Raw genomic sequence first — 22,161 nt, 5'->3', positions numbered from 1 at the left:
CGCGAGGGTTGGGGAAACATCGCCATGTTTTCATTTCAGGGGTTGCGGGCGCTTGCCCCGCGACCACGCAATCTCTATAGAGCGCAGGACCGAATTCCGCGGCACTCCTGAGGCGTGTTCACAGCGAATGGGAGCGCACGGATCAGCATTCGGGCGTTCCGGGCATTTTCACGGGAAAATGCGGCGCCCGTCAGGAGGCAAACCGCATGGTCTTCTTCCCCCATCGCCATCTCCTCGGCATCAAGGGGCTTTCCCATCAGGATATCACCCTGCTTCTCGACAAGGCCGATGAGGCGGTGAAAATCAGCCGCCAGCGCGAGAAAAAGACCTCGACGCTCCGGGGCCTGACGCAGATCAACCTGTTCTTCGAAGCCTCGACGCGCACGCAATCCTCCTTCGAGCTTGCCGGAAAACGTCTCGGCGCAGACGTGATGAACATGTCAGTCGGCAATTCCTCGGTGAAGAAGGGCGAGACGCTGATCGACACGGCGATGACGCTGAACGCCATGCGCCCGGATGTGCTGGTCGTGCGCCACTCCTCCGCCGGCGCCGCCGCTCTTCTCGCACAGAAGGTCGCCTGCTCCGTGGTCAATGCCGGCGACGGCCAGCATGAGCACCCGACACAGGCCCTGCTCGATGCGCTGACCATCCGTCGCGCCAAGGGCGAGCTTTCGGGTATCACGGTGGCGATCTGCGGTGACGTGCTGCATTCGCGCGTGGCTCGCTCCAACATCATCCTGCTCAACCAGATGGGCGCGCGCGTGCGCGTCGTCGCCCCTGCCACGCTTCTTCCCTCCGGCATTCGCGACATGAGCGTGGAAGTCTTCCACGACATGAAGGAAGGGCTGAAGAATGCCGACGTGGTGATGATGCTGCGGCTGCAGCGTGAACGCATGTCCGGTTCCTTCGTGCCCTCGGTGCGCGAGTATTTCCATTACTACGGTCTCGATGCCGAGAAGCTGAAAGCGGCGAAAGAGGATGCGCTGGTCATGCATCCCGGCCCGATGAACCGCGGCGTGGAAATCGCCTCAGAAGTGGCCGACGGTCCGCAGAGCGTCATCGAAAGCCAGGTGGAAATGGGGGTTGCCGTGCGCATGGCCGTCATGGAAACCCTGCTTGTCTCGCAAAATCAGGGTGAGCGCGTATGAGTGCCGTTACCGTTCTCAAGAACCTCCGCATCGTCGATCCGTCCCGTAATCTCGACGAGACCGGCAGTGTGATCATCGGCGCCGACGGCACCATTCTCGCAGCCGGCAAGGATGCGCATAATCAGGGCGCACCTGAGGGCGCGGCGATACGCGACTGCAAGGGACTGCTGGCGGTTCCCGGTCTGGTGGACGCCCGTGTCTTCGTTGGTGAACCCGGCGCGGAACACCGCGAAACCATCGAATCCGCCTCGCGCGCGGCAGCGGCCGGCGGCGTCACCAGCATCATCGTCATGCCCGATACCGATCCCGTCATCGATGACATCGCGCTGGTCGAATATGTGAAGAAGACGGCGCGCGACAAGGCGCTTGTCAATGTCCACCCTGCGGCAGCCCTGACCAAGGGTCTGAACGGCGAGGAAATGACCGAATTCGGCATGTTGAAAGAAGCCGGTGCGGTTGCCTTCACCAACGGCCGCAAGGCGCTTTCCGACACGCTGGTGCTGCGCCGCGCCATGACCTATGCGCGCGAACTGGGCGCTGTCATCGCGCTCGAGACACGCGACAAATATATCGGCGGCGGAGACATGAACGAGGGGCTTTTCGCAAGCTGGCTCGGTCTGTCAGGTATTCCGAAGGAAGCCGAGATCATTCCGCTGGAGCGCGACCTGCGCATTGCCGGACTGACGCAGGCGATCTACCACGCCGCCAAGATTTCCGTTCCGGAATCGGCAGAAGCGATCCGCGTTGCGCGGCAGCGGGGCGTGAAGGCCACCTGCGGCATCTCGATCAATCACCTCACCCTCAATGAGAACGATATCGGCGAATACCGCACCTTCTTCAAGCTCTCGCCACCGCTGCGCGCCGAAGACGACCGCAAGGCGATGGTAGACGCGCTGAAGGACGGTACGATCGATATCATCGTCTCCTCGCACGACCCGCAGGATGTCGATACCAAACGCCTGCCGTTTTCGGATGCGGCGAGCGGCGCGATCGGGCTTGAAACCCTGCTGGCGGCGGCGCTGCGCCTTCATCATAGCGGCGAGGTTCCGCTGATGCGGCTGATCGATGCGCTCTCCACCCGCCCGGCCAGGATTTTCGGACTGGATGCCGGGACGCTTAAAGTCGGCGCGAAGGCTGATATCACCCTGATCGACCTGGACGAACCATGGCTTGTGTCCAAGGAACAGCTGGTCTCGAAATCCAAGAACACGCCGTTCGAGGATGCCCGTTTCAGCGGCCGCGCGGTCGCCACTTATGTGGCTGGCAAAGCCGTTCATTCCTTGGCATAAGATCACCAACAGAGATCACGCGGCCGGCGCGACAGAGGGGACGTTTGAATGAGTGCTTTGACTGACTGGCAGACGGCGCCTGCCCTTCTCGCGCTTTCGGCGCTGATCGGCTATCTGTTCGGCTCCATTCCCTTCGGCCTCCTTCTCACCCGCATGGCGGGGCTGGGCGACGTGCGTAAGATCGGCTCCGGCAATATCGGCGCCACCAACGTGCTGCGCACCGGCAACAAGAAGCTTGCGGCGGCGACCCTTCTGCTCGACGCGCTGAAGGGCACCGCTGCCGTGCTGGTCGCCAATGCGCTCTGGGGTTATGAAGCGTCGCTGGTCGCCGGTTTCTTCGCCTTTCTCGGCCACCTGTTTCCGGTTTGGCTCGGCTTCAAGGGCGGCAAGGGTGTGGCCACCTATATCGGCGTGCTTCTGGGTGCAGCACCGCTGATGATGCTGGCCTTTGCCCTGATCTGGCTCGCGACCGCCTTCATCACCCGTTATTCCTCGCTGTCGGCGCTGCTTGCCATGCTGGTCATTCCCGTGGCCCTCTGGGTGCTCGGACCTGAAAAGACGGCGCTGCTGGTGACGCTGCTCAGCGTGATTTCGTGGTGGAAGCACCGCGAAAATATCAAGCGCCTGATGGCGGGCACGGAAAGCCGGATAGGGCAAAAGGGCTGAGACCCATTTGAGGATATGCCATGCCGCATGAGGAAACCACACGGCATGGCATAGAGCTTTCCACGCGGCAGCGGGTTGCCTGGCTCCGGCTGATCCGTAGCGACAATATCGGCCCCGTTACCTTTCGCGAACTCATCAATCATTTCGGCAGCGCCGAAAAGGCGCTCGACGCCCTGCCCGAGCTTTCACGGCGTGGCGGCTCCTCCCGCAGTCCACGCATCACGACACTGGCGGAAGCGGAAGGTGAGATCGAAACCGCTGATAAATTCGGCGCACGTTTCGTCGGCATCGGCGAACCGGACTACCCGCCTGCCCTGCGACATCTGGATGGCGCACCGCCGCTGATCGCCATGAAGGGATCTGCGGACGCGGCGACAAGGCCCTGCGTCGGCATCGTCGGCTCGCGCAACGCCTCCATCAACGGCGCTAAATTCGCCGCCATGCTGGCGCGCGATTGCGGACGTGCCGGTTATACGATCGCCTCCGGTCTGGCGCGCGGCATCGATGCGGCGGCGCACCGGGCAAGCCTTGCAACCGGCACGGTTGCCATGCTGGCAGGCGGTCTCGACCGTCCTTACCCGCAGGAAAATTTCGGGCTGTTGCAGGAGATATACGATCAGGGCGGCGCGACGATCAGCGAAATGCCCTTCGGCTGGGAACCGCGCGCGCGTGACTTTCCGCGCCGCAACCGCCTGATATCAGGCGTCTCGCTCGGCGTCGTCATCGTGGAGGCGGCGGAGCGCTCGGGTTCACTGATCACGGCGCGTCTCGCCGGCGAAGCGGGACGGCTGGTTTTTGCCGTGCCCGGCTCCCCGCTCGATGCACGCTGCGAGGGCACCAACCGGCTGATCAAGGACGGCGCGATGCTGACCACCGGCGCCGACGATATTCTCGAGGCGCTGCGACCGCTGATGGAGCCGCAATTGCCCTATGACCGCAAGATCGAGGAACCGAGATCCGACACGGAGATGTCACCACCGGGGGACGACGAGCGCAGCATCATCGCCGCCGCTCTCGGTCCCTCGCCTGTGGAAACGGACGATATCATCCGTCACACAGGTTTCTCCGCCGCCACCGTTCATCTGGTGCTGCTGGAGCTTGATATTGCAGGACGTCTAAACCGGCATGCCGGGGGGCGCGTGTCGCTCTTCATCGCGGATTGACAGCTTGCGTCGTCCGCTCTGGATATCACCGACTTCGACATAGGCCATCTCGATCAGATAACACAGCATGTCGGCGCCCTCGCGGCTGGCGACCTGGCGCAGCTCCGCCAGCATCTGGCGAATGTAAGCCAAGTTCTCTCTGGTCCCTTCATTGTCGGCATTATTGTTTGTTGCGTTCGGGACCATATATTTATCCTAGGAATTACGCCTGAAACGAAGAGCATTAAGTAGATTCAAATGATGTTGCCCACCATAACCAATTTACCAAAGATTGCAATACAACAATAGATTATCCATAGGTTGCAATCACCTTGGAGTGATAAAATCGGCCTTGCCTCTTGACCCGCGCGCATTACCTGTCCATGTCGAAATATAAAGAAGGCCAATTGCGGCATTGCGCCGCGATCGGGCCATGTTAACGGACCAGTTCCAGAGAAAAACAATATGAATGTCGTCGTCGTAGAATCTCCCGCCAAAGCCAAGACGATCAACAAATATCTTGGTCCCGGCTACAAGGTTCTTGCATCTTTTGGCCACGTCCGGGACCTTCCTGCCAAGGACGGATCGGTGTTGCCCGACCAGGATTTTGAAATGTCCTGGGAAGTCGACAGCGCCTCTGCCAAGCGCATGAAGGATATTGCCGATGCGGTAAAATCCTCCGACGGCCTCTTTCTCGCAACCGACCCGGATCGCGAAGGCGAAGCCATTTCCTGGCACGTACTTGATCTTTTGAAGAAGAAGCGTGTCCTCGGCGACAAGCCGGTGAAGCGCGTGGTCTTCAACGCCATCACCAAGAAGGCGGTGCTGGACGCCATGGCGAACCCGCGCGACATCGACGTGCCGCTGGTTGACGCCTATCTCGCCCGCCGTGCGCTCGACTATCTCGTCGGTTTCAACCTGTCGCCCGTGCTGTGGCGCAAGCTGCCCGGCGCACGTTCCGCCGGCCGCGTGCAGTCTGTTGCGCTGCGTCTCGTCTGTGACCGTGAATCCGAGATCGAGCGTTTCGTTTCCGAAGAATACTGGAACATCAGCGCCCTTCTGAAGACACCGCGCGGTGATGAGTTCGAGGCCAAGCTGGTTTCCGCCGACGGCAAGCGGTTGCAGAACCGCGCGATCAAGACCGGCGAGGATGCGAACCGGCTGAAGGCGTTGCTGGAAGGCGCGACCTATGTGGTCGACAGCGTCGAGGCGAAGCCCGTCAAGCGTAATCCCGGCCCGCCCTTCACCACATCGACGCTGCAGCAGGCGGCCTCCTCACGCATGGGCTTTTCCGCCTCGCGCACCATGCAGGTGGCGCAGAAGCTTTACGAAGGCATCGATATCGGCGGCGAGACCGTCGGTCTGATCACCTATATGCGTACCGACGGCGTGCAGATGGCGCCGGAAGCGATCGACGCCGCACGCCTTGCCATCGGCGAGCAGTTCGGCGATCGTTACGTACCGGAAAAGGCGCGTTTCTATTCCACCAAGGCCAAGAACGCCCAGGAAGCGCACGAGGCGATCCGCCCGACCGATTTCAACCGCACGCCGGATCAGGTGAATCGTTACCTCGATCCCGATCAGCTGCGCCTTTACGACCTGATCTGGAAGCGCGGTATTGCGAGCCAGATGGCGTCGGCCGAAATCGAACGCACCACGGTGGAAATCCTTGCCGACAAGAACGGCGAAAAGGCCGGTCTTCGTGCCGTCGGCTCGGTGATCCGCTTCGACGGTTTCATCGCCGCCTATACCGACCAGAAGGAAGATGGCGAGCAGAGCGACGACGGTGATGACGAAGGCCGTCTGCCGCCGATCAACGAGCGCGAAAACCTTGCCAAGCAGAAGATCAATGCGAGCCAGCACTTCACCGAGCCGCCGCCGCGTTATTCGGAAGCCTCGCTGATCAAGAAGATGGAAGAACTCGGCATCGGCCGTCCTTCCACCTATGCGGCGACGCTGAAAACGCTGAGCGACCGCGAATATATCGTCGTCGACAAACGCAAGCTGGTGCCGCATTCGCGCGGCCGGCTGGTGACGGCTTTCCTCGAAAGCTTCTTCACCAAGTATGTCGAATATGATTTCACCGCCGCCCTTGAAGAAAAGCTCGACCGCATCTCCGCCGGCGAGCTCGACTGGAAGCAGGTTCTGCGTGATTTCTGGAAGGATTTCTTCGCCCAGATCGAAGATACCAAGGAACTTCGCGTCACCAACGTGCTGGATGCGCTGAACGAGGTTCTGGCGCCGCTGGTCTTCCCCAAGCGCGAGGACGGGTCCGATCCGCGCATCTGTCAGGTTTGCGGCACCGGCAATCTTTCGCTGAAGCTCGGCAAATATGGCGCTTTCGTCGGTTGCTCCAATTATCCGGAATGCAACTACACACGCCAGCTGACCTCGGACGGTTCGGAAGCGGAAGCTGCCGCATCGAATGAGCCGAAGGCATTGGGCGCCGATCCGATGACCGGGGAAGAGCTCACGCTTCGCTCTGGCCGTTTCGGGCCCTATATCCAGCGTGGCGACGGCAAGGAAGCCAAGCGCTCCTCGCTGCCCAAGGGCTGGAAACCCGAGGATATCGACCACGAAAAGGCGCTGGCGCTCATCAACCTGCCGCGCGATATCGGCAAGCACCCGGAAACCGGCAAGATGATCTCGGCCGGTCTCGGCCGCTATGGACCGTTCCTGCTGCATGACGGTTCCTATGCGAACCTCGAAAGCATCGAGGACGTGTTCTCGATCGGTCTGAACCGGGCTGTGACGGTGATTGCCGAAAAGCTGAGCAAGGGACCGGGACGCGGCCGCAGCGGCACGCCGGCTGCTTTGAAGGAACTGGGCGACCACCCCGATGGCGGCGCGATCACCGTTCGTGACGGGCGTTACGGCGCTTATGTGAACTGGGGCAAGGTCAACGCGACCATTCCAAAGGGACAGGACCCGGCGTCCGTGACCCTGGACGAGGCGCTGGTGCTGATTGCCGAGCGTATTGCCAAGACCGGCACCGGCGGCAAGCCCGTAAAGGCCAAGAAAACCGCCGCCAAAAAAGCCGATGGCGACGCCGCAGCAAAGCCGAAGGCGACCAAGGCCAAGGCGGCAACAAAGAGCAAGACGGCCGCCAAGCCGAAGGCAGCGGCCAAACCCAAGAAGGCAGCAGAGTGAGCAAGGCGCCGCGTCAGAGACAGGGTTCCGCCAGCGACGGTTTCGGACGCACCGGGCGCGGCAAGCGTGTGAATGAAGGTGAAGGCATCATCCATGGCGAGGTGCCTTCCCGCGAAGTGCTGCTGAAATTCATCGCCGATCATCCGCAGCAGGCCTCCAAACGCGAAATCGCCAAGGCTTTCGGCCTGAAGGGTGAAAACCGCGTGGTCCTGAAAGCGCTGCTGAAGGAGCTTGAAACCGACGGCATGGTCCAGAAGAGCCGCAAGTCCCTGACGCGCCCGGACGGCCTGCCTCCGGTGACGGTTCTCGACATCACCACCCGTGACAAGGACGGCGAACTGATCGGCCGGCCGGCGGAATGGCCGGAGGATCAGGGCGCGGCGCCGGCCGTACTCATCCGCCAGTCATCGCAGGACCGCGGCAAGAAGGCCCCGGCAGCGGGTCTCGGCGACCGCATTCTGGCGAAGATCTTCCCCTCCAAGGAAAGCGCCGGCCCGGCCTATACTGCCCGCGTCGTCAAACTGATCGACCGCCGCCAGAACGCGCTGCTCGGCGTGTTCAAGGAGACGGCGGGCGGCGGCGGACGGCTTATGCCGATCGACCGGCGCGGCGAGGAGATGGTTATCGATCCTGACGGCGTCGGCGATGCAAAGGACGGCGATCTGATCGAGGTGGAAACCTCGCGCAACAGCGGCCGGTATGGCCTGACACGCGCCAAGGTCCTGTCGGTCATCGGCTCCGTTGCGTCGGAAAAGGCGATCTCGATGATCGCGATCCATTCGCACGGCATTCCTCACATCTTCCCGCAAAATGTTCTCGCAGAAGCGGATGCCGCCAAGGCTGCCAGCATGTCGCACCGCGAGGACTGGCGCGACCTGCCGCTCATCACCATCGATCCGGCCGACGCCAAGGACCATGACGACGCGGTCTATGCCGAGCCCGACACCTCACCCGACAATCCTGACGGCATTATTGTCACCGTCGCCATCGCCGACGTCTCCTGGTATGTGCGGCCCGGTTCGCCGCTGGACCGCGAGGCGCTGAAACGTGGCAATTCCGTCTATTTCCCCGACCGTGTCGTGCCGATGCTGCCGGAGCGCATCTCCAACGATCTCTGCTCGCTGAAAGAAGGCGTCGACCGCCCTGCCCTTGCCGTGCGGATGACCTTTTCGAAGGAAGGCCGCAAGGCGGGCCACACCTTCCACCGTATCATGATGAAGAGCGCGGCGAAGCTTTCCTACCAGCAGGCACAGGCAGCCATCGACGGCAGGCCGGACGACAAGACCGGTACGCTGCTGGAACCTATCCTGAAGCCGCTGTGGCATGCCTATGAGGTGATGAAGCGCGGCCGTGACCGCCGCCAGCCGCTGGAACTCGACATGCCGGAGCGCAAGATCCTGCTTCGGCCTGATGGTACGGTGGACAAGGTCGTCATTCCCGAACGCCTCGATGCGCACAAGCTGATCGAAGAAATGATGATCCAGGCGAATGTCGCCGCCGCCGAGACGCTGGAAAAGAAAAAGCAGCCGCTGGTCTATCGCATCCATGATGCGCCCACGCTTTCCAAGCAGGAGGTTTTGCGCGAATTCCTTGGCACCATCGGCATTACCATGGCCAAGGGTGCGGCCATGCGCGCCAATTCCTTCAACGGCATTCTGGCCCGCGCACTCGACACGCCTCACCAGATCATGGTCAACGAGATGGTGCTGCGCAGCCAGAGCCAGGCGATCTACAGCCCCGAGAATATCGGCCATTTCGGCCTCAACCTGATGAAATACGCGCATTTCACCTCACCGATCCGCCGTTATGCCGACCTGATCGTGCATCGCGCGCTGGTGGGTTCTCTGGGACTGGGTGAAGGCGGCATCACACCGCAGGAAGAAGCGACGCTCGACGATATCGCCGCCGAAATCTCCACCTTCGAGCGGCGCGCCATGGCCGCCGAGCGCGACACCGTCAACCGCCTCATCGCGCATCATCTGTCTGAACGGGTGGGCGAAGAATTCGAGGGCCGCGTCGGCGGTGTCACCAAGGCGGGACTCTTTGTCGCGCTGCCGCAGTTTGGCGCTGATGGTTTTGTTCCTATATCTACACTCGGAACCGATTATTTCCTCTATGATGAGGCCCATCAGGCCCTGACAGGGGAAAAGACCGGCCTCGGCTACCAGCTTGGCGATACGGTTCAGGTGCGGCTTGCGGAAGCGGTGCCTCTGGCAGGCGCGCTGCGCTTCGATATGCTTAGCCCGGGGCGCAAGATGCCGGTCGGCTCGCGGTCGTTCCACAAGGCAGGCCGGCGGACATCGCGTCTTGCCGCCAAGCCTGGAACACGGCCGCCGAGAAGACGACGATAACAAGACCGCTGCAGGCGGTTGAACGAACGGGAGAAGGACTTAAGGATGAGTGCACATCAGGGCTCGGAAACGGTCACCTTCGGAGACGATAGCGCGGAACGGCCGCTTGGCCGCTCGATCATGCGGGGAATGGCCAACCGCTGCCCCGCCTGCGGCAGCGGTCGCCTGTTCCGGGCCTGGCTGAAGCCGGTGGACGCCTGCGCGGCCTGCGGCGAAGAAATGCATCATCACCGTTCGGACGACTTGCCGCCCTATATTTCCATCGTCATCATCGGTCACATCGCCGTTGGCGGCTTCATGATGACGGATATGGTCCTCAATATTCCCATGTGGGCGCATTTCGCCATCTGGGTGCCGATCACCATTCTGGCTGCGCTTTTGACGCTGCAGCCGATCAAGGGCGGCGTTATCGGCCTGCAATGGGCGCTGCGGATGCACGGCTTTGATCGAAAACAGCAAAAAGTGCAGATAGACGGCTCGTCTCACTGACGTGAGCAGGACCTTGCACGTGCCTGCGCTTTCCCGGAATGCCGAAACCGCGACCGCTCCCATGCGGCCGCGCGACGCTGCCTCCATCATCCTATTCGACCGTTCCGGCTCAGGACCCAGGGTCCTGATGGGCCAGCGCAGCAGCGCCCACGTCTTCATGCCGGGCGCCTATGTCTTTCCGGGCGGCAAACGCGATCCGCGCGACCATGCGTTGCCCTTTTCCGGTGATCTGCACCCTGCCGTCCTCAACAGCCTCACCGCTTCGGCGGCGCGCCGCCTGAGCGCCGCCGGCGCACGGGCTCTGGCGCTGGCCGCCGCGCGCGAGCTTTTCGAGGAAACCGGCGTCGACCTCGGAATGGGTGCCGAAGGTCCTGATCTTTCCCATTTCCGATATGTTGCCCGCGCCATCACCCCACCCGGTAATGTGCGGCGCTATGACACGCGATTCTTCTGCTGTTATGCCGATGAGTTGGGGCTCGATGTCAGGCTCACCCGTGATTCCGAAGAGCTCTCCAATGTGCAATGGCTTGACATGACAGACCTTTCCGGTCTGAACATGCCCAAAATCACACGCACGGTTCTCGAAGATGTCACAAAACTCATGATAGGTGATCCCTCACTGCCCTTTGAAAGCCCCGCGCGGCTCTATATCACGCGCCACGGCCGGTTCATTCGAGACTTTGTATAAAGGCCGTCATGTCACAAATGAAATGCGAAGAAGCGGACGCCATTCACTGGCCCTCACTGATCGCCGCCATTTCCGCCATCAGTGCGGTGGGTGTCGCCATCGGTCTCGGCCTGCCGCTCCTGTCGATCATCCTTGAGAAGCGCGGCATCTCCTCGACCATGATCGGGGTGAATTCGGCGATGGCGGGTGTCGCGGCGATGATGGCCGCCTCGGTGACCAGCAAGATCGCCCATGATTTCGGTGTGGCGCGAACCATGCTGTTCGCGGTCCTGATTTCGGCGCTGAGCGCACTCGGCTTTTATTTCGCCGAAGCCTTCTGGATGTGGTTTCCGCTGCGAATCGTCTTCCATGGCGCGACCACCACGCTTTTCATTCTCTCCGAATACTGGATCAACATGACCGCGCCGCCGAAAAAACGCGGCATGGTTCTCGGCATTTACGCCACCGGCCTTGCGGTCGGTTTCGCGGTTGGTCCATTGCTGTTTTCCGCCGTCGGCAGCGAAGGCATCCTGCCCTTCCTCGTCGGGGCGGCGATCATCCTTCTGGCCGCCATCCCCATCTTCATGGCGCGCGGCGAGAGCCCGGAGCTGGACGAGCGGCCCAATCATCACTTCGTCCGCTACGTCTGGCTGGTGCCGATGGCGTCGGCGGCGGCTTTCGTGTTCGGTTCGGTGCAGGCGGGCGGCCTGTCGCTCTTTCCCATCTACGCGACCCGTGAGGGCTTCAACGAATCGCAGGCGGCGCTGCTGCTGACCGTCATGGGAATCGGCAACATGGTCTTCCAGATACCGATCGGCCTGCTTTCCGACCGGATGAAGGATCGGCGCACCATGCTCGCCCTCATGGCCTTTGCGGGCGTTTGCGGCACGCTGGCGCTTCCGGTTCTGGTGGAAAGCTGGCTTCTGGTGGCGGCGCTGCTGCTGTTCTGGGGCGGCCTCGTCTCCGGCATGTATACCGTTGGCCTCACCCATCTCGGCTCGCGCCTCAAGGGCGCAGATCTCGTGGCCGCCAATGCCGCCTTCATCTTCTGTTACGCCATGGGTACCATTGCAGGACCACAGGCCGTCGGCATTTCCATGGATGTTGCGGGCACTGATGGTTTCGCCTGGGCGCTTGCCGTATTTTTCGGGCTTTACGTGGTGCTTTATGGGTTCCGTTTTGTTTTCCGGGCAAAACAGGCTTGACTTTTCGGGCGCGATACGTAGTTTCGCGCCAGATTTAGCCGAGGTGAGAAGCGCCTGCGGCTTCTCTTTTGTTTAAAGGCAGGACGACCATGGCGAAAGCTACAACAATCAAGATCAAGCTGCTGTCGACAGCCGACACCGGTACCTTCTACGTCACCACCAAGAACAGCCGTACGTTCACGGACAAGATGACGAAGACGAAGTATGACCCGGTTGTACGCAAGCACGTTGAATTCAAGGAAACCAAGATCAAGTAATTTCGTGATCGGGTCTCCGGCAAAAAGCGCGCCCAATGGGCGCGTTTTTTGTTTGTGCCGAGGGAAAAGCGGCCACAGGCCCTTTGCGCCCAGAGGCTTCCCAACGGGAAAATAAGGGGCCTGCCGCTGCGGAAATTGGGCGGTCATTGGCAACGCGTGGACGCAGGTTATCAACGAGTCCGGCCACATGGTCTGACGCACCTCTCACCACAGCAATCATTCATGTGTTCCGAAGATATGCTGGGGCTAAAGCCATCCGGCCGCGCGCCGTGACGACATCGTCGCGCCGCGCAAGGAAGACGACTGCACAAGCCGATACGCTGCAACGCGTGTACCAAGAACAGGAAATTTTCAGAAATAAGGCGGTCGGCCAACGATGCGATTACGGCACGAGGAACCGATTCGGACATCGTCAGCCGACCGACCCCACGATTCAGGAGATGCGGCGGACCTGAGCATCATGGGGCATTCAAACTACGCAATACCAGCCCCTGACGAGCAAAATCGCGACGGCTACGCCGCAATCATTCATCATCGCAAGACGGATAAACCGCCGGAAGAACTGTTATTCTCGATTGTGAGTGTGCGCAGAAGTAAAATAAAAATCAAGAAATTCTTAAGCCAGAGACATATCACCTGGTAAACATGGTTAAGTATACAAAGCTGGCACACTATAGTTGCCGGAGAGATTGAATTCAACGTGTTTTTCAACTTGAACTCTATTTATATCGTTAAGCTGCATCCTTTCATTGCAAAACGATAAAATACATCCAAGGTCAATAGCTTGCAGTCTGGCGGTGTCCATTCCCGATTTCCGGCTGGATATTTCGCCGGGACATGACGGAGAGATTGCGCAATATTTTTTAGTTAATCTGCCGCCGCCGGGTCAGGCTGCGGCCGCCACGACGCGGTTGCGGCCGGCGTGTTTCGCCTCGTAAAGCGCCTTGTCCGCATGTTTCAGTATCTCATCCGGCGCACCGAAGGCGCCGCTGCTGGTGGCTATGCCGAGAGAGGCGGTAATGCTCAATTCCCGGTCGATGGAACGGACATAAAAAGGCTTGTCCTCCACGATCGCCCTCAGGCGCTCTGCGACGCTTGCCGCAAGCTCCATCGGTGTATCGGGCATGACGACGACGAACTCCTCCCCGCCGTAGCGGCAGGCAAGATCCGCACCGCGCACCGTGCTGCGGATGCGTGCTGCAAATTCCCGCAGCACCTCGTCGCCGACATCGTGGCCATAGGTATCGTTGACCAGCTTGAAACGGTCTATATCGGTCATGCAGATGGAGATCGGACGGCCGCGAACGGCAGCACGGTCGAAGAGTATCTTCAGATGATTGTCGAGGTAACGGCGATTGTTAAGGCCGGTCAGCCCGTCGACAATCGCAAGTTCCATCGTGTGCTGGAGATTGAGCCGCAGATGCTCGTTATAACGCTTGCGCCTGATCTGCGTCAGCGAGCGGGCGACGAGTTCGTTCGGATCGATCGGACGGAGAATATAATCGTTCACGCCGAGATCGAGCGCGCGCGCCACCATCTCATCCGCCCCCTGTTCCGCCACCAGAAGCAACGGCAGGAAACGGGTGCGCTCCAGCGAGCGAAGCTGCGAGCATAGCCGCAGTGGATCATAGTCCTCGAAATTGGAATTGACGATGACGAGCTCGAAGGGGTTGCTCGCCGCCTTGAGCAGCGCCGCCTGCGGCTCCGTGACAGCATCGACCTCTGCGATCGGCTTCAGCGCCCGGACGATACGTTCCTGTGAGCTGGCGCGGCCATCCGCCACCAATACGCGGCCGGGCGTCTGCATCAGGCCGTCGCTGCGCAGCATCTCCTCGATGCCGATCTGCCGTGCGGTTTCGGCGCGCAGCCGCAGCTCATCGCTGACGGCCTTGAGACGGACCAGGCTTTTGACGCGGGCGATCAGCTGCAGGTCGTTGACCGGCTTGGTCAGAAAATCGTCGGCGCCGGCTTTGAGGCCGCGCACGCGATCCGACGGCTGATCAAGTGCGGTGACCATCACGACCGGAATATGCGCCGTATTCGGATTGGCCTTCAGCCTTTCGCAGACCTCAAACCCATCCATGCCCGGCATCATGATATCGAGCAGGATGATATCGACCTGCTCCTCGTCGCAGATCGCCAGCGCCTTGAAACCATCCTCGGCGGTGACGACATCGAAATATTCCGCCACAAGACGCGCTTCGAGAAGCTTCACATTGGCCGGAATATCGTCAACAACCAGAACTCTCGCCGTCATAACCGTTCCCCAGTCGCCTCACGCATCGCCCAGATAAGTCTTGATGATTTCGATGAACTTCGGAACGGAAATCGGCTTCGACACGTAGGCCTCGCATCCGCCCTGGCGAATGCGTTCCTCGTCGCCCTTCATGGCGAAAGCCGTGACCGCGATGACCGGGATGACATGCAGCTCGTCATCTTCCTTCAGCCATTTCGTCACCTCCAACCCCGAAACTTCCGGTAGCTGGATATCCATGAGGATGAGGTCCGGGCGGTGCTTGCGGGCGAGATCGAGCGCTTCCATGCCATTGCGCGTCTGGATCGTCGTGTAACCAGACGCCTCGATCAGGTCGCGAAAGAGCTTCATGTTCAGCTCGTTATCTTCGACTATCATGACCTGCTTGGGCATGGTGAGCAGTCCCCGTTTCGCTTTGAAACCTTCATCCAGACATATAGGGTGTCAGAGAACCGATTCCATCGTCCATTTGTTGCGCAAGGCTAGAGGGATTTGGTTTCAAAATAGGTAACTTCGGGGAAGAAATGCTGCGCGATACGAAAAACAAAGGCAATGCCGGTCAGGATCCGCAAGAAACGGCGGCCGCCATACTTGGCTGGCTGGCAAACGAACCGGACATGCTGGCGCGTTTTCTGGCGCTGAGCGGATTGCAGGCCAACATGCTGCGCCAGGCCGTCAACGATCCCGGCTTTCTGGCAGGGCTCACCGATTTTCTGATGAGCCACGAACCCGATCTCATGGCATTTTGCGCCGCGACCGACACGTCACCCGAAACAGTGGCGGCCGCCTGGCATCACTTTTCCGGCCCGGGGCTCGATTCGGGCGTGTATTGACGGACGAGGCCCTTGAGCCGTCGTCGCGGCCGGAGTATGGTCGGCAACGTTCTGGTTTTGTTTTCGGCTCATGTCCACGTCGCACCCCTATGATCCCGGTTTTTGCCGTGACTGTCTGGCCGGCCAGCCAGAAGGGTTGAGGCGTTGCCGCGCCTGTGGCAGCCCGCGCCTTGTTTATCACGCCGAACTCTACGATCTGAGCATTGCCCATATCGACTGCGACGCCTTTTATGCCTCTGTTGAAAAACGGGATAATCCGGAACTGGCCGACAAGCCCGTAATCGTTGGCGGCGGCAAGCGCGGGGTGGTTTCCACCGCCTGTTATATCGCCCGCATTCAGGGCGTGCGTTCCGCAATGCCCATGTTCAAGGCGCTGGAAGCCTGTCCTGACGCGGTGGTCATCAAGCCGGACATGGAGAAATACAGCCGTGTCGGGCGCGAAATCCGGGCGATGATGCAGGAACTGACGCCGCTCGTGCAGCCAATTTCCATAGACGAGGCTTTTCTCGATCTTTCCGGCACGGAGAGGCTGCATCACGATCCGCCGGCCCGGGTTCTGGCGAAATTCGTGAAACGGGTGGAAAAAGAAGTGGGCGTGACCGTCTCGGCCGGGCTGTCCTACTGCAAATTTCTGGCCAAGGTCGCGTCCGAACTTAAAAAACCGCGCGGCTTTTCGGTGATCGGCGAAGCGGAAGCGCTTTCCTTTCTGGCAGCACGGCCCGTCACGACGATATGGGGCGTTGGAAAGGCGTTTGCGGCGACGTTGGAGGCGGACGGCATCCGCATGATCGCGCAGTTGCAGGAGATGGAGGAAGGCGACCTGATGCGCCGCTATGGCGTGATGGGACAACGGCTGTTCCGGCTTTCGCGCGGCATCGATGAACGGCACGTGCACAATAACGACCCCGTGAAAAGCGTGTCTTCCGAGACCACCTTCTTCAACGATATTTCCCGGCACGAGGACCTCGTACCGATCCTGCGGTCGCTTTCCGAAAAAGTTGCCTGGCGCCTGAAGAAGAGCGGCATTTCCGGCCAGACGGTTGTGCTGAGAATGAAGACGTCCGATTTTAAACTCCGCACCCGCAACCGCAAGCTTGACGACCCTACCCAGCTTGCCGACCGCATATTCCGCACCGGCCTTTCGCTGCTTGCGAAAGAAACCGACGGCACCAAGTTTCGCCTGATCGGCATAGGCGTCAGTGATCTGCGCGATGCGGGCCTCGCCGACCCTCCCGATCTCGTCGACAGACAGGCGGGGCGGCGGGCGGCGGCGGAAGCGGCGATGGACAAGCTGCGCGACAAGTTCGGCAAGGGCAGCGTCGAGACCGGCTATACTTTCGGAACGCGCAAATAAAGCCCGCTGGGTGGTGCGAAGGGGCGCGTAATCCCTCCCGCCTCGTCGCGACCGATATATTTTAGATTTTACACAAATTAGTGATGTTCGGGGTGAGCAGTCCTTAAACTTCATTAAACTTCGCGTGGTTGAGTGAGGCAAGTTTTGTGCATGTGGTGTATTGCGTCATGTCCCTTCGCCTCCGTCTTATGGCTGGCATGCTGTCAGCCAGCATTCTTGCCTTTCCGGCGCTTGCCGCTGACAGCCGCGCGCTGCAGATTCTGGTATCAAAAAGCGATCAGTCGCTCGCGCTTTATGAAAATGGCGAGATCGTCGCCACCTCGAAAGTCTCCACCGGCAAGGCCGGGCATGAGACGCCGAGCGGCATATTCTCCATTCTGGAAAAGCGAAAATACCACGAGTCGAATATCTATTCGGCTGCACCCATGCCCTTCATGCAGCGGTTGACATGGTCTGGTATCGCGCTGCACGAAGGCAAGGTGCCGAACTATCCCGCCTCGCATGGCTGCGTGCGTCTGCCTTCCAAATTCGCCAAGTCACTTTTCGGCGACACGCGCACTGGCGTTCATGTCATCATCACCGACCGCCCGGTCTCGTTGCGTTTCGTACAGCACCCGGCGCTGTTTGTTCCACGCGACGATGCCGATGACGGCAAGCTGCTTCTTTCGGATGTGGAGTTGCGCCCGGCGACATTCGATGCAGCCTTGGGCGCGGTTGAGGTTGCCGTCAATGAAAAGACCCAGTCCCTCAAGCCGGCGGCGAAGGCCAGAGAACCCTCACCCCTGCGCATTCTCATCACCCGCCGTGGCGAGCGCGAAAAGGTGATGGATATTCAAACCGTGCTGACCCGTCTCGGCTTCGATGCTGGTTCTGCCGATGGTTACACCGGAGAGATGACGATCAGCGCCATCAATGGTTTCAAGCGCTGGAAGGGGCTGAAGACCACCGGACCGCTTCTGACCGACGCCTTCGTGGCGGCGCTTTATGCCTCCGCCGGTGAAGACCATCCGCCGACCGGCCAGATCATGGTGCGGCAGGATTTCAAACCACTGTTCGAAGCAGCCATCGACATCAAGGACCCGGAAGTGGCGCTCGGAACCCACTTCTTCGAGGCTGTTACCGTGGACCGCGCGGCTGGAACGGCCGAATGGAACGGCGTGACGCTCGAAAACCACCTGCCGGCGGCAGCCCGCAAGCGGCTCGGAATCACCGTTGCCGAAGCCCCTGGCGGCTTCGATCAATTGAGCGCCGTGCTCAGCCGCCTCGAAATACCCGCGGAAATCCGCAGCCGTATCGAACAGGAGCTTTCAAGCGGCAGCTCGATTACCGTTTCCGACATTAGTCACCAGATGGAGACAGGCGCCGGAACGGACTTCATCACCGTGACGAAGGAAGGGCCGGTATGAGCGACGTGTGAGGCGTGAGCCTCACACCAGTTCCACGTCAACGACACCGGGTGCGGACCGCAGCGCAGCGGCGATTTCCGGCGAGATACGGTATTTCTCCGTCAGTTCCACCTCGATCTCGCGGCTGCCTTCATCCTTGATGACGATGAAATAGACCGAGCCGTCACCCTTGGTGTTGAGATGGCGGGCGACCGTTTTCAGCGGACCAGAATCGCGGACATAAACGCGCAGAGCCTTCTGCATCTGCACGGATTTCTCTTCAAGCGACTGCGCCGTCTGGATACGCAGGCCAATGCCTTCCGGGCGCTCTTCCGCCTGCACGGTGATAACAAGCGATTTGCCGACTTCCAGCAGATCCCGGAATTGGCCGAGCCCTTCGGAAAACAGCACCGCTTCATATTGCCCTGATGCATCCGAGAAGGTGACGATTCCCATCTTGTTGCCGGTGCGGGTCTTGCGTTCCTGTTTGCCGGTAACGGTTCCGGCCAGACGCCCGGCGGTCGCACCCTGTTTCACCGCCGCTGAAAAATCGGCGAAATTCTGCACCCGCAACTTTTCCAGCACGGGGCGATAGGTATCGAGAGGATGGGCGGTGAGGTAAAAACCGAGAACCTGATATTCACGCAGCAGTTTTTCCGAAGCGAGCCAGGGCTGGAAAGCGGGCAGGACAAGCTTTTCCGGGCCGTTGCCGCCGCCGGAACCGAACATGTCCGACTGGCCGATGGTGCGATTGTTCTGCGCCATCTGCGCATAACCGATAATGCGGTCCAGCCCGCCGATCAGCTCGGCGCGGTCGCGGCCGAAACAATCGAAAGCGCCGGCATTGATCAGGCTTTCCAGCACACGCCGGTTGATCTGCTTGGGGTCGATGCGTAGGCAGAAATCCTCAAGGCTCGTGAACGGCTTGCCGTCGCGAACCTGGACGATGTGTTCCACCGCTCCCTCGCCTACGCCCTTGATGGCGGCCAGCGAATAATAGATGCGGTTTTCACCTGTCTCGAACTGGCGGAAGGACGTCTGCACCGAAGGTGCGACGACCTCGATGCCAAGGCGGCCTGCATCCTGCCGGAAATCGTTGAGCTTTTCCGTGTTCGCCATATCGAGCGTCATGGAGGCCGCGAGGAACTCTACCGGATAATGCGCCTTCATATAGGCGGTCTGGTAGGACACGATGGCGTAGGCGGCGGCATGGCTCTTGTTGAAGCCGTAATTGGCGAATTTCGCCAGAAGGTCGAAGATGGTGTTGGCTTGCGGCTTCGAGACGCCATTCTTGATGGCGCCATCGACGAAGCGCTCACGCTGCTGGTCCATCTCCTCCTTGATCTTCTTGCCCATGGCGCGGCGCAGAAGATCGGCTTCGCCGAGCGAATAACCTGACAGGACCTGGGCGATCTGCATCACCTGTTCCTGATAGACGATAACGCCCTGCGTTTCCTTGAGCAGATGGTCGATGGTCGGGTGGATTGATTCCAGCTCCTCCTCGCCATGTTTGCGGGCGTTATAAACCGGGATGTTTTCCATCGGGCCGGGACGATAAAGCGCCACCAGCGCGATAATGTCCTCGATGCAGTCCGGCCGCATGCCGATCAGCGCCTTGCGCATGCCGGCACTTTCCACCTGGAACACGCCGATGGTTTCGCCGCGCGACAGCATCTCGTAAGTTTTGGCGTCATCCAGCGGGATGGCGGCAAGATCAACCTTGATGCCGCGCTTGGCAACAAAATCGACGGCTACCTTCAGCACCGTCAGCGTCTTCAGGCCGAGGAAGTCGAATTTGACGAGGCCGGCGCTTTCCACCCATTTCATGTTGAACTGGGTGACCGGCATATCGGATCGCGGATCGCGATACATCGGCACCAGCTTGGAGAGCGGCCGATCGCCAATGACGATACCGGCGGCGTGGGTGGAGGCGTGACGGTAAAGCCCCTCAATCTTCTGGGCGATATCCAGGAGGCGGGCGACGACCGGCTCCTTGTCCGCCTCTTCCTGCAGGCGCGGCTCTTCCTCGATCGCTTTTGACAGCGGTGTCGGATTGGCCGGGTTGTTGGGCACCAGCTTGCAGATCTTGTCCACCTGCCCATAGGGCATTTCCAGCACGCGGCCGACATCGCGCAAGGCCGCGCGCGCCTGCAGCGAACCGAAGGTGATGATCTGCGCCACCTGCTCGCGACCATATTTGGCCTGCACGTAACGGATCACCTCTTCACGGCGGTCCTGGCAGAAGTCGATATCGAAGTCGGGCATCGATACGCGTTCGGGATTGAGAAAGCGTTCGAACAGCAGCGAGAAGCGCAGGGGGTCGACGTCGGTAATGGTAAGCGCGTAAGCGACAAGCGAACCCGCACCCGAACCACGGCCAGGGCCTACCGGAATATCATGCTGCTTGGCCCATTTGATGAAGTCGGCAACGATCAGGAAGTAACCGGGAAACTTCATGCGCGAGATGACGCCGAGTTCGAAATCCAGCCTGTCGCGATACTCCTGCTCCGTATAACCGGCCGCCATGCCGAGCGCTGCCAGCCGCTGATCCAGCCCCTCCACCGCCTGGCGGCGAAGCTCCTCGGCTTCAGCGCGTTCCGCCGCTTCGGGGTCGTCGCTGGCGCCGGTGAAGCGCGGCAGGATCGGGCCACGCTTCTTCAGCACGAAGGAGCAGCGGAGCGCGATCTCGACAGTGTTTTCGAGCGCCTCGGGAATGTCGGCAAAAAGCGCCACCATCTCCTCACGACTCTTGAGGTAATGGTCGGGCGTCAACCGGAACCGGCTGTCATCGGAGACGATGGCGTTGTGCGCCACCGCCATCAGCGCATCATGCGCCTCGTAATCAGCCTTGGAGGGGAAGAACGCTTCATTGGTGGCAACCAGCGGAATATCATGCTCGTAAGCAAGGCCGATCATGCGCCGCTCATGGGAACGGTCGTAGCCGGACTGGCGCTGCAATTCGATGTAGAGACTGTCCCCGAAGAGTGACTTCAATGTCAGCAGCCGCTCTTTCGCCTGCGCTGCATGGCCTTCCTTCAAGGCCATATCCACCGGTCCGCCGGAAGCGCCCGTCAGCGCGATCAAGCCGGCATTGGAGGCTTCCTCCAGCCATGCGCGGGTAATATGCACCGAATGACTGCTACCCTCGCCTTCCAGATAGGCGCGGCTGACGATATCCACCAGCCGCTCATAACCTTCGGCATTGGCGGCCAGCAGAACGATGGCGGGAAGTTTCTGAAGATGGCTGTTGTGGTTGCGGCGATCTTCCGCCGCATCCTGCATGTCGATCGACAGCTGGCAACCGATGATCGGCTGCAGACCCTCATCGCGCGCCTTTTCGGAAAACTCCAGCGCGACGAAGAGGTTGTTGGTGTCGGTAATGGCAATGGCCGGCTGGCCGTCGGCAACGGCCTTGGACATGATTTTCTTGAGGGGCAAGGCCCCCTCAAGCAGGGAATAAGCGGAATGAACCCGAAGATGGACGAAACCGGGCGTCTTCAACGTTTCGCCAGAGATCTCTCCACGCATAACCGTATCGCCCATATCATCATCCTGTCATTCTGAATCGAGGGGGCGATTTTCCGATTTCCGGCGCTTAATGTCCACCGCTTTGCGGCATCCATACAGGCTTCTGCGCCGGTGTCTTCTTCACAGGGCGGTGAGGATCACCGAAAAGCTGGCAACAAAGACAGCGATGGAAGCGAAAGCAGCAACGTCACGGATGAAATCAGTCATTGGTCTCTCCTTACTCGTTATGTTCCAACTTTGTTCTCATTTTGTTCGATTGTCAACAGGGTTCTGCTGATATTCCTCTTGCTAATGTACGAGAATCGCCTTCGGTTCCGATCAAGGGAACGGCAACTCACTGACTCCAAAGCGAAAAACCCGAAGGTAAAAACGCCTCCGGGTTCGGGAAAAAAATAGATTCAGGGAACAGGTGTTCTTCAACAGGCGTCGGGAGGGATTGAATC

General features: G+C 60.2%; 17 protein-coding genes. 13 read left to right on the top strand and 4 right to left on the bottom strand.

The window, feature by feature from the left end; translation table 11 throughout:
* Nucleotides 1-206: 206 nt before the first annotated feature.
* The 4 genes from CFB10_RS00430 to dprA are packed head-to-tail and all read left to right on the top strand — an operon-like array spanning nucleotide 207 to nucleotide 4,266.
* A complete protein-coding gene (locus CFB10_RS00430) occupies nucleotides 207-1,148 on the top strand; it encodes an aspartate carbamoyltransferase catalytic subunit (RefSeq protein ID WP_003502441.1) in 942 nt (313 codons plus the stop codon).
* Nucleotides 1,145-2,437, top strand: coding sequence for a dihydroorotase (locus tag CFB10_RS00425; RefSeq protein WP_020012352.1), 1,293 nt, complete (start codon nucleotides 1,145-1,147; stop codon nucleotides 2,435-2,437). Before CFB10_RS00430 ends, CFB10_RS00425 begins: the two co-directional genes overlap by 4 nt.
* A gap of 48 nt (nucleotides 2,438-2,485) precedes the next feature.
* A complete protein-coding gene (gene plsY, locus CFB10_RS00420) occupies nucleotides 2,486-3,103 on the top strand; it encodes a glycerol-3-phosphate 1-O-acyltransferase PlsY (protein ID WP_020012351.1) in 618 nt (205 codons plus the stop codon).
* Nucleotides 3,104-3,123: 20 nt separating this feature from the next.
* On the top strand, nucleotides 3,124-4,266 hold the full coding sequence (gene dprA, locus CFB10_RS00415; protein WP_020012350.1) for a DNA-processing protein DprA: 1,143 nt from the start codon (nucleotides 3,124-3,126) through the stop codon (nucleotides 4,264-4,266).
* Here the strand turns inward: dprA and CFB10_RS00410 are convergent.
* Nucleotides 4,219-4,452 (bottom strand): hypothetical protein, encoded by a 234-nt coding sequence (locus CFB10_RS00410; RefSeq protein ID WP_020012349.1) that lies wholly within the window; start codon nucleotides 4,450-4,452, stop codon nucleotides 4,219-4,221. The genes dprA and CFB10_RS00410 overlap by 48 nt on opposite strands.
* Before the next feature lie 258 nt (nucleotides 4,453-4,710).
* On the opposite strand from CFB10_RS00410, the gene topA reads away from it, so the two are divergent.
* The 6 genes from topA to rpmG all read left to right on the top strand — a co-directional run bounded on the left by topA (nucleotide 4,711) and on the right by rpmG (nucleotide 12,364).
* Nucleotides 4,711-7,395 (top strand): type I DNA topoisomerase, encoded by a 2,685-nt coding sequence (gene topA, locus CFB10_RS00405; RefSeq protein WP_020012348.1) that lies wholly within the window; start codon nucleotides 4,711-4,713, stop codon nucleotides 7,393-7,395.
* The gene (rnr, locus tag CFB10_RS00400) at nucleotides 7,392-9,746 is read left to right on the top strand and encodes a ribonuclease R (protein ID WP_020012347.1); all 2,355 of its coding nucleotides are present in this window, start codon (nucleotides 7,392-7,394) and stop codon (nucleotides 9,744-9,746) included. Before topA ends, rnr begins: the two co-directional genes overlap by 4 nt.
* A 45-nt stretch (nucleotides 9,747-9,791) precedes the next feature.
* Entirely contained in the window at nucleotides 9,792-10,235 is a 444-nt protein-coding gene (locus CFB10_RS00395) for a DUF983 domain-containing protein (protein WP_020012346.1), read from the top strand.
* A 61-nt stretch (nucleotides 10,236-10,296) separates the two neighbouring features.
* The gene (locus tag CFB10_RS00390; RefSeq protein ID WP_020012345.1) at nucleotides 10,297-10,923 is read left to right on the top strand and encodes an NUDIX hydrolase; all 627 of its coding nucleotides are present in this window, start codon (nucleotides 10,297-10,299) and stop codon (nucleotides 10,921-10,923) included.
* Nucleotides 10,924-10,940: 17 nt separating this feature from the next.
* The gene (locus CFB10_RS00385) at nucleotides 10,941-12,107 is read left to right on the top strand and encodes an MFS transporter (protein ID WP_020012344.1); all 1,167 of its coding nucleotides are present in this window, start codon (nucleotides 10,941-10,943) and stop codon (nucleotides 12,105-12,107) included.
* Between the two features lie 89 nt (nucleotides 12,108-12,196).
* The gene (gene rpmG / locus CFB10_RS00380; protein ID WP_003496403.1) at nucleotides 12,197-12,364 is read left to right on the top strand and encodes a 50S ribosomal protein L33; all 168 of its coding nucleotides are present in this window, start codon (nucleotides 12,197-12,199) and stop codon (nucleotides 12,362-12,364) included.
* A gap of 886 nt (nucleotides 12,365-13,250) precedes the next feature.
* Here the strand turns inward: rpmG and CFB10_RS00370 are convergent.
* Together CFB10_RS00370 and CFB10_RS00365 are read right to left on the bottom strand one after the other, a co-directional pair.
* Nucleotides 13,251-14,621, bottom strand: a complete 1,371-nt coding sequence (locus CFB10_RS00370) for a PleD family two-component system response regulator (RefSeq protein ID WP_003502423.1) — start codon at nucleotides 14,619-14,621, stop codon at nucleotides 13,251-13,253.
* 18 nt (nucleotides 14,622-14,639) lie between these two features.
* Nucleotides 14,640-15,011 carry a response regulator gene (locus tag CFB10_RS00365; protein WP_003496409.1) on the bottom strand — a complete coding sequence of 124 codons (372 nt, stop codon included), beginning with the start codon at nucleotides 15,009-15,011 and terminating at the stop codon, nucleotides 14,640-14,642.
* A gap of 131 nt (nucleotides 15,012-15,142) precedes the next feature.
* Between CFB10_RS00365 and CFB10_RS00360 the strand changes: the two genes are divergently transcribed.
* The 3 genes from CFB10_RS00360 to CFB10_RS00350 all read left to right on the top strand — a co-directional run bounded on the left by CFB10_RS00360 (nucleotide 15,143) and on the right by CFB10_RS00350 (nucleotide 18,211).
* Nucleotides 15,143-15,451 (top strand): DUF3572 domain-containing protein, encoded by a 309-nt coding sequence (locus CFB10_RS00360; RefSeq protein ID WP_020012343.1) that lies wholly within the window; start codon nucleotides 15,143-15,145, stop codon nucleotides 15,449-15,451.
* A gap of 70 nt (nucleotides 15,452-15,521) precedes the next feature.
* Nucleotides 15,522-16,805, top strand: a complete 1,284-nt coding sequence (locus CFB10_RS00355) for a DNA polymerase IV (protein WP_026364069.1) — start codon at nucleotides 15,522-15,524, stop codon at nucleotides 16,803-16,805.
* Between the two features lie 167 nt (nucleotides 16,806-16,972).
* Nucleotides 16,973-18,211, top strand: coding sequence for a L,D-transpeptidase family protein (locus CFB10_RS00350; RefSeq protein WP_020012341.1), 1,239 nt, complete (start codon nucleotides 16,973-16,975; stop codon nucleotides 18,209-18,211).
* Nucleotides 18,212-18,232: 21 nt separating this feature from the next.
* Here the strand turns inward: CFB10_RS00350 and dnaE are convergent, their stop codons facing one another.
* Nucleotides 18,233-21,733 (bottom strand): DNA polymerase III subunit alpha, encoded by a 3,501-nt coding sequence (dnaE, locus tag CFB10_RS00345; RefSeq protein ID WP_020012340.1) that lies wholly within the window; start codon nucleotides 21,731-21,733, stop codon nucleotides 18,233-18,235.
* Nucleotides 21,734-22,161: the final 428 nt, after the last annotated feature.

The sequence above is a fragment of the Agrobacterium sp. 719_389 genome (assembly GCF_900188475.1).
GTDB classification, from domain to species: Bacteria; Pseudomonadota; Alphaproteobacteria; order Rhizobiales; family Rhizobiaceae; genus Agrobacterium; species Agrobacterium radiobacter.
This window is presented reverse-complemented; position numbering and strand designations above follow the sequence as displayed.

Bases quoted from the DNA above. Each gene is read 5' to 3' on its own strand.
- CFB10_RS00430 (WP_003502441.1), top strand. From the start codon at position 207: ATGGTCTTCTTCCCCCATCGCCATCTCCTCGGCATCAAGGGGCTTTCC.
- CFB10_RS00425 (WP_020012352.1), top strand. From the start codon at position 1,145: ATGAGTGCCGTTACCGTTCTCAAGAACCTCCGCATCGTCGATCCGTCC.
- plsY (WP_020012351.1), top strand. From the start codon at position 2,486: ATGAGTGCTTTGACTGACTGGCAGACGGCGCCTGCCCTTCTCGCGCTT.
- dprA (WP_020012350.1), top strand. From the start codon at position 3,124: ATGCCGCATGAGGAAACCACACGGCATGGCATAGAGCTTTCCACGCGG.
- CFB10_RS00410 (WP_020012349.1), bottom strand. From the start codon at position 4,452: ATGGTCCCGAACGCAACAAACAATAATGCCGACAATGAAGGGACCAGA.
- topA (WP_020012348.1), top strand. From the start codon at position 4,711: ATGAATGTCGTCGTCGTAGAATCTCCCGCCAAAGCCAAGACGATCAAC.
- CFB10_RS00395 (WP_020012346.1), top strand. From the start codon at position 9,792: ATGAGTGCACATCAGGGCTCGGAAACGGTCACCTTCGGAGACGATAGC.
- CFB10_RS00390 (WP_020012345.1), top strand. From the start codon at position 10,297: ATGCGGCCGCGCGACGCTGCCTCCATCATCCTATTCGACCGTTCCGGC.
- CFB10_RS00385 (WP_020012344.1), top strand. From the start codon at position 10,941: ATGAAATGCGAAGAAGCGGACGCCATTCACTGGCCCTCACTGATCGCC.
- rpmG (WP_003496403.1), top strand. From the start codon at position 12,197: ATGGCGAAAGCTACAACAATCAAGATCAAGCTGCTGTCGACAGCCGAC.
- CFB10_RS00370 (WP_003502423.1), bottom strand. From the start codon at position 14,621: ATGACGGCGAGAGTTCTGGTTGTTGACGATATTCCGGCCAATGTGAAG.
- CFB10_RS00365 (WP_003496409.1), bottom strand. From the start codon at position 15,011: ATGCCCAAGCAGGTCATGATAGTCGAAGATAACGAGCTGAACATGAAG.
- CFB10_RS00360 (WP_020012343.1), top strand. From the start codon at position 15,143: ATGCTGCGCGATACGAAAAACAAAGGCAATGCCGGTCAGGATCCGCAA.
- CFB10_RS00355 (WP_026364069.1), top strand. From the start codon at position 15,522: ATGTCCACGTCGCACCCCTATGATCCCGGTTTTTGCCGTGACTGTCTG.
- CFB10_RS00350 (WP_020012341.1), top strand. From the start codon at position 16,973: ATGTCCCTTCGCCTCCGTCTTATGGCTGGCATGCTGTCAGCCAGCATT.
- dnaE (WP_020012340.1), bottom strand. From the start codon at position 21,733: ATGGGCGATACGGTTATGCGTGGAGAGATCTCTGGCGAAACGTTGAAG.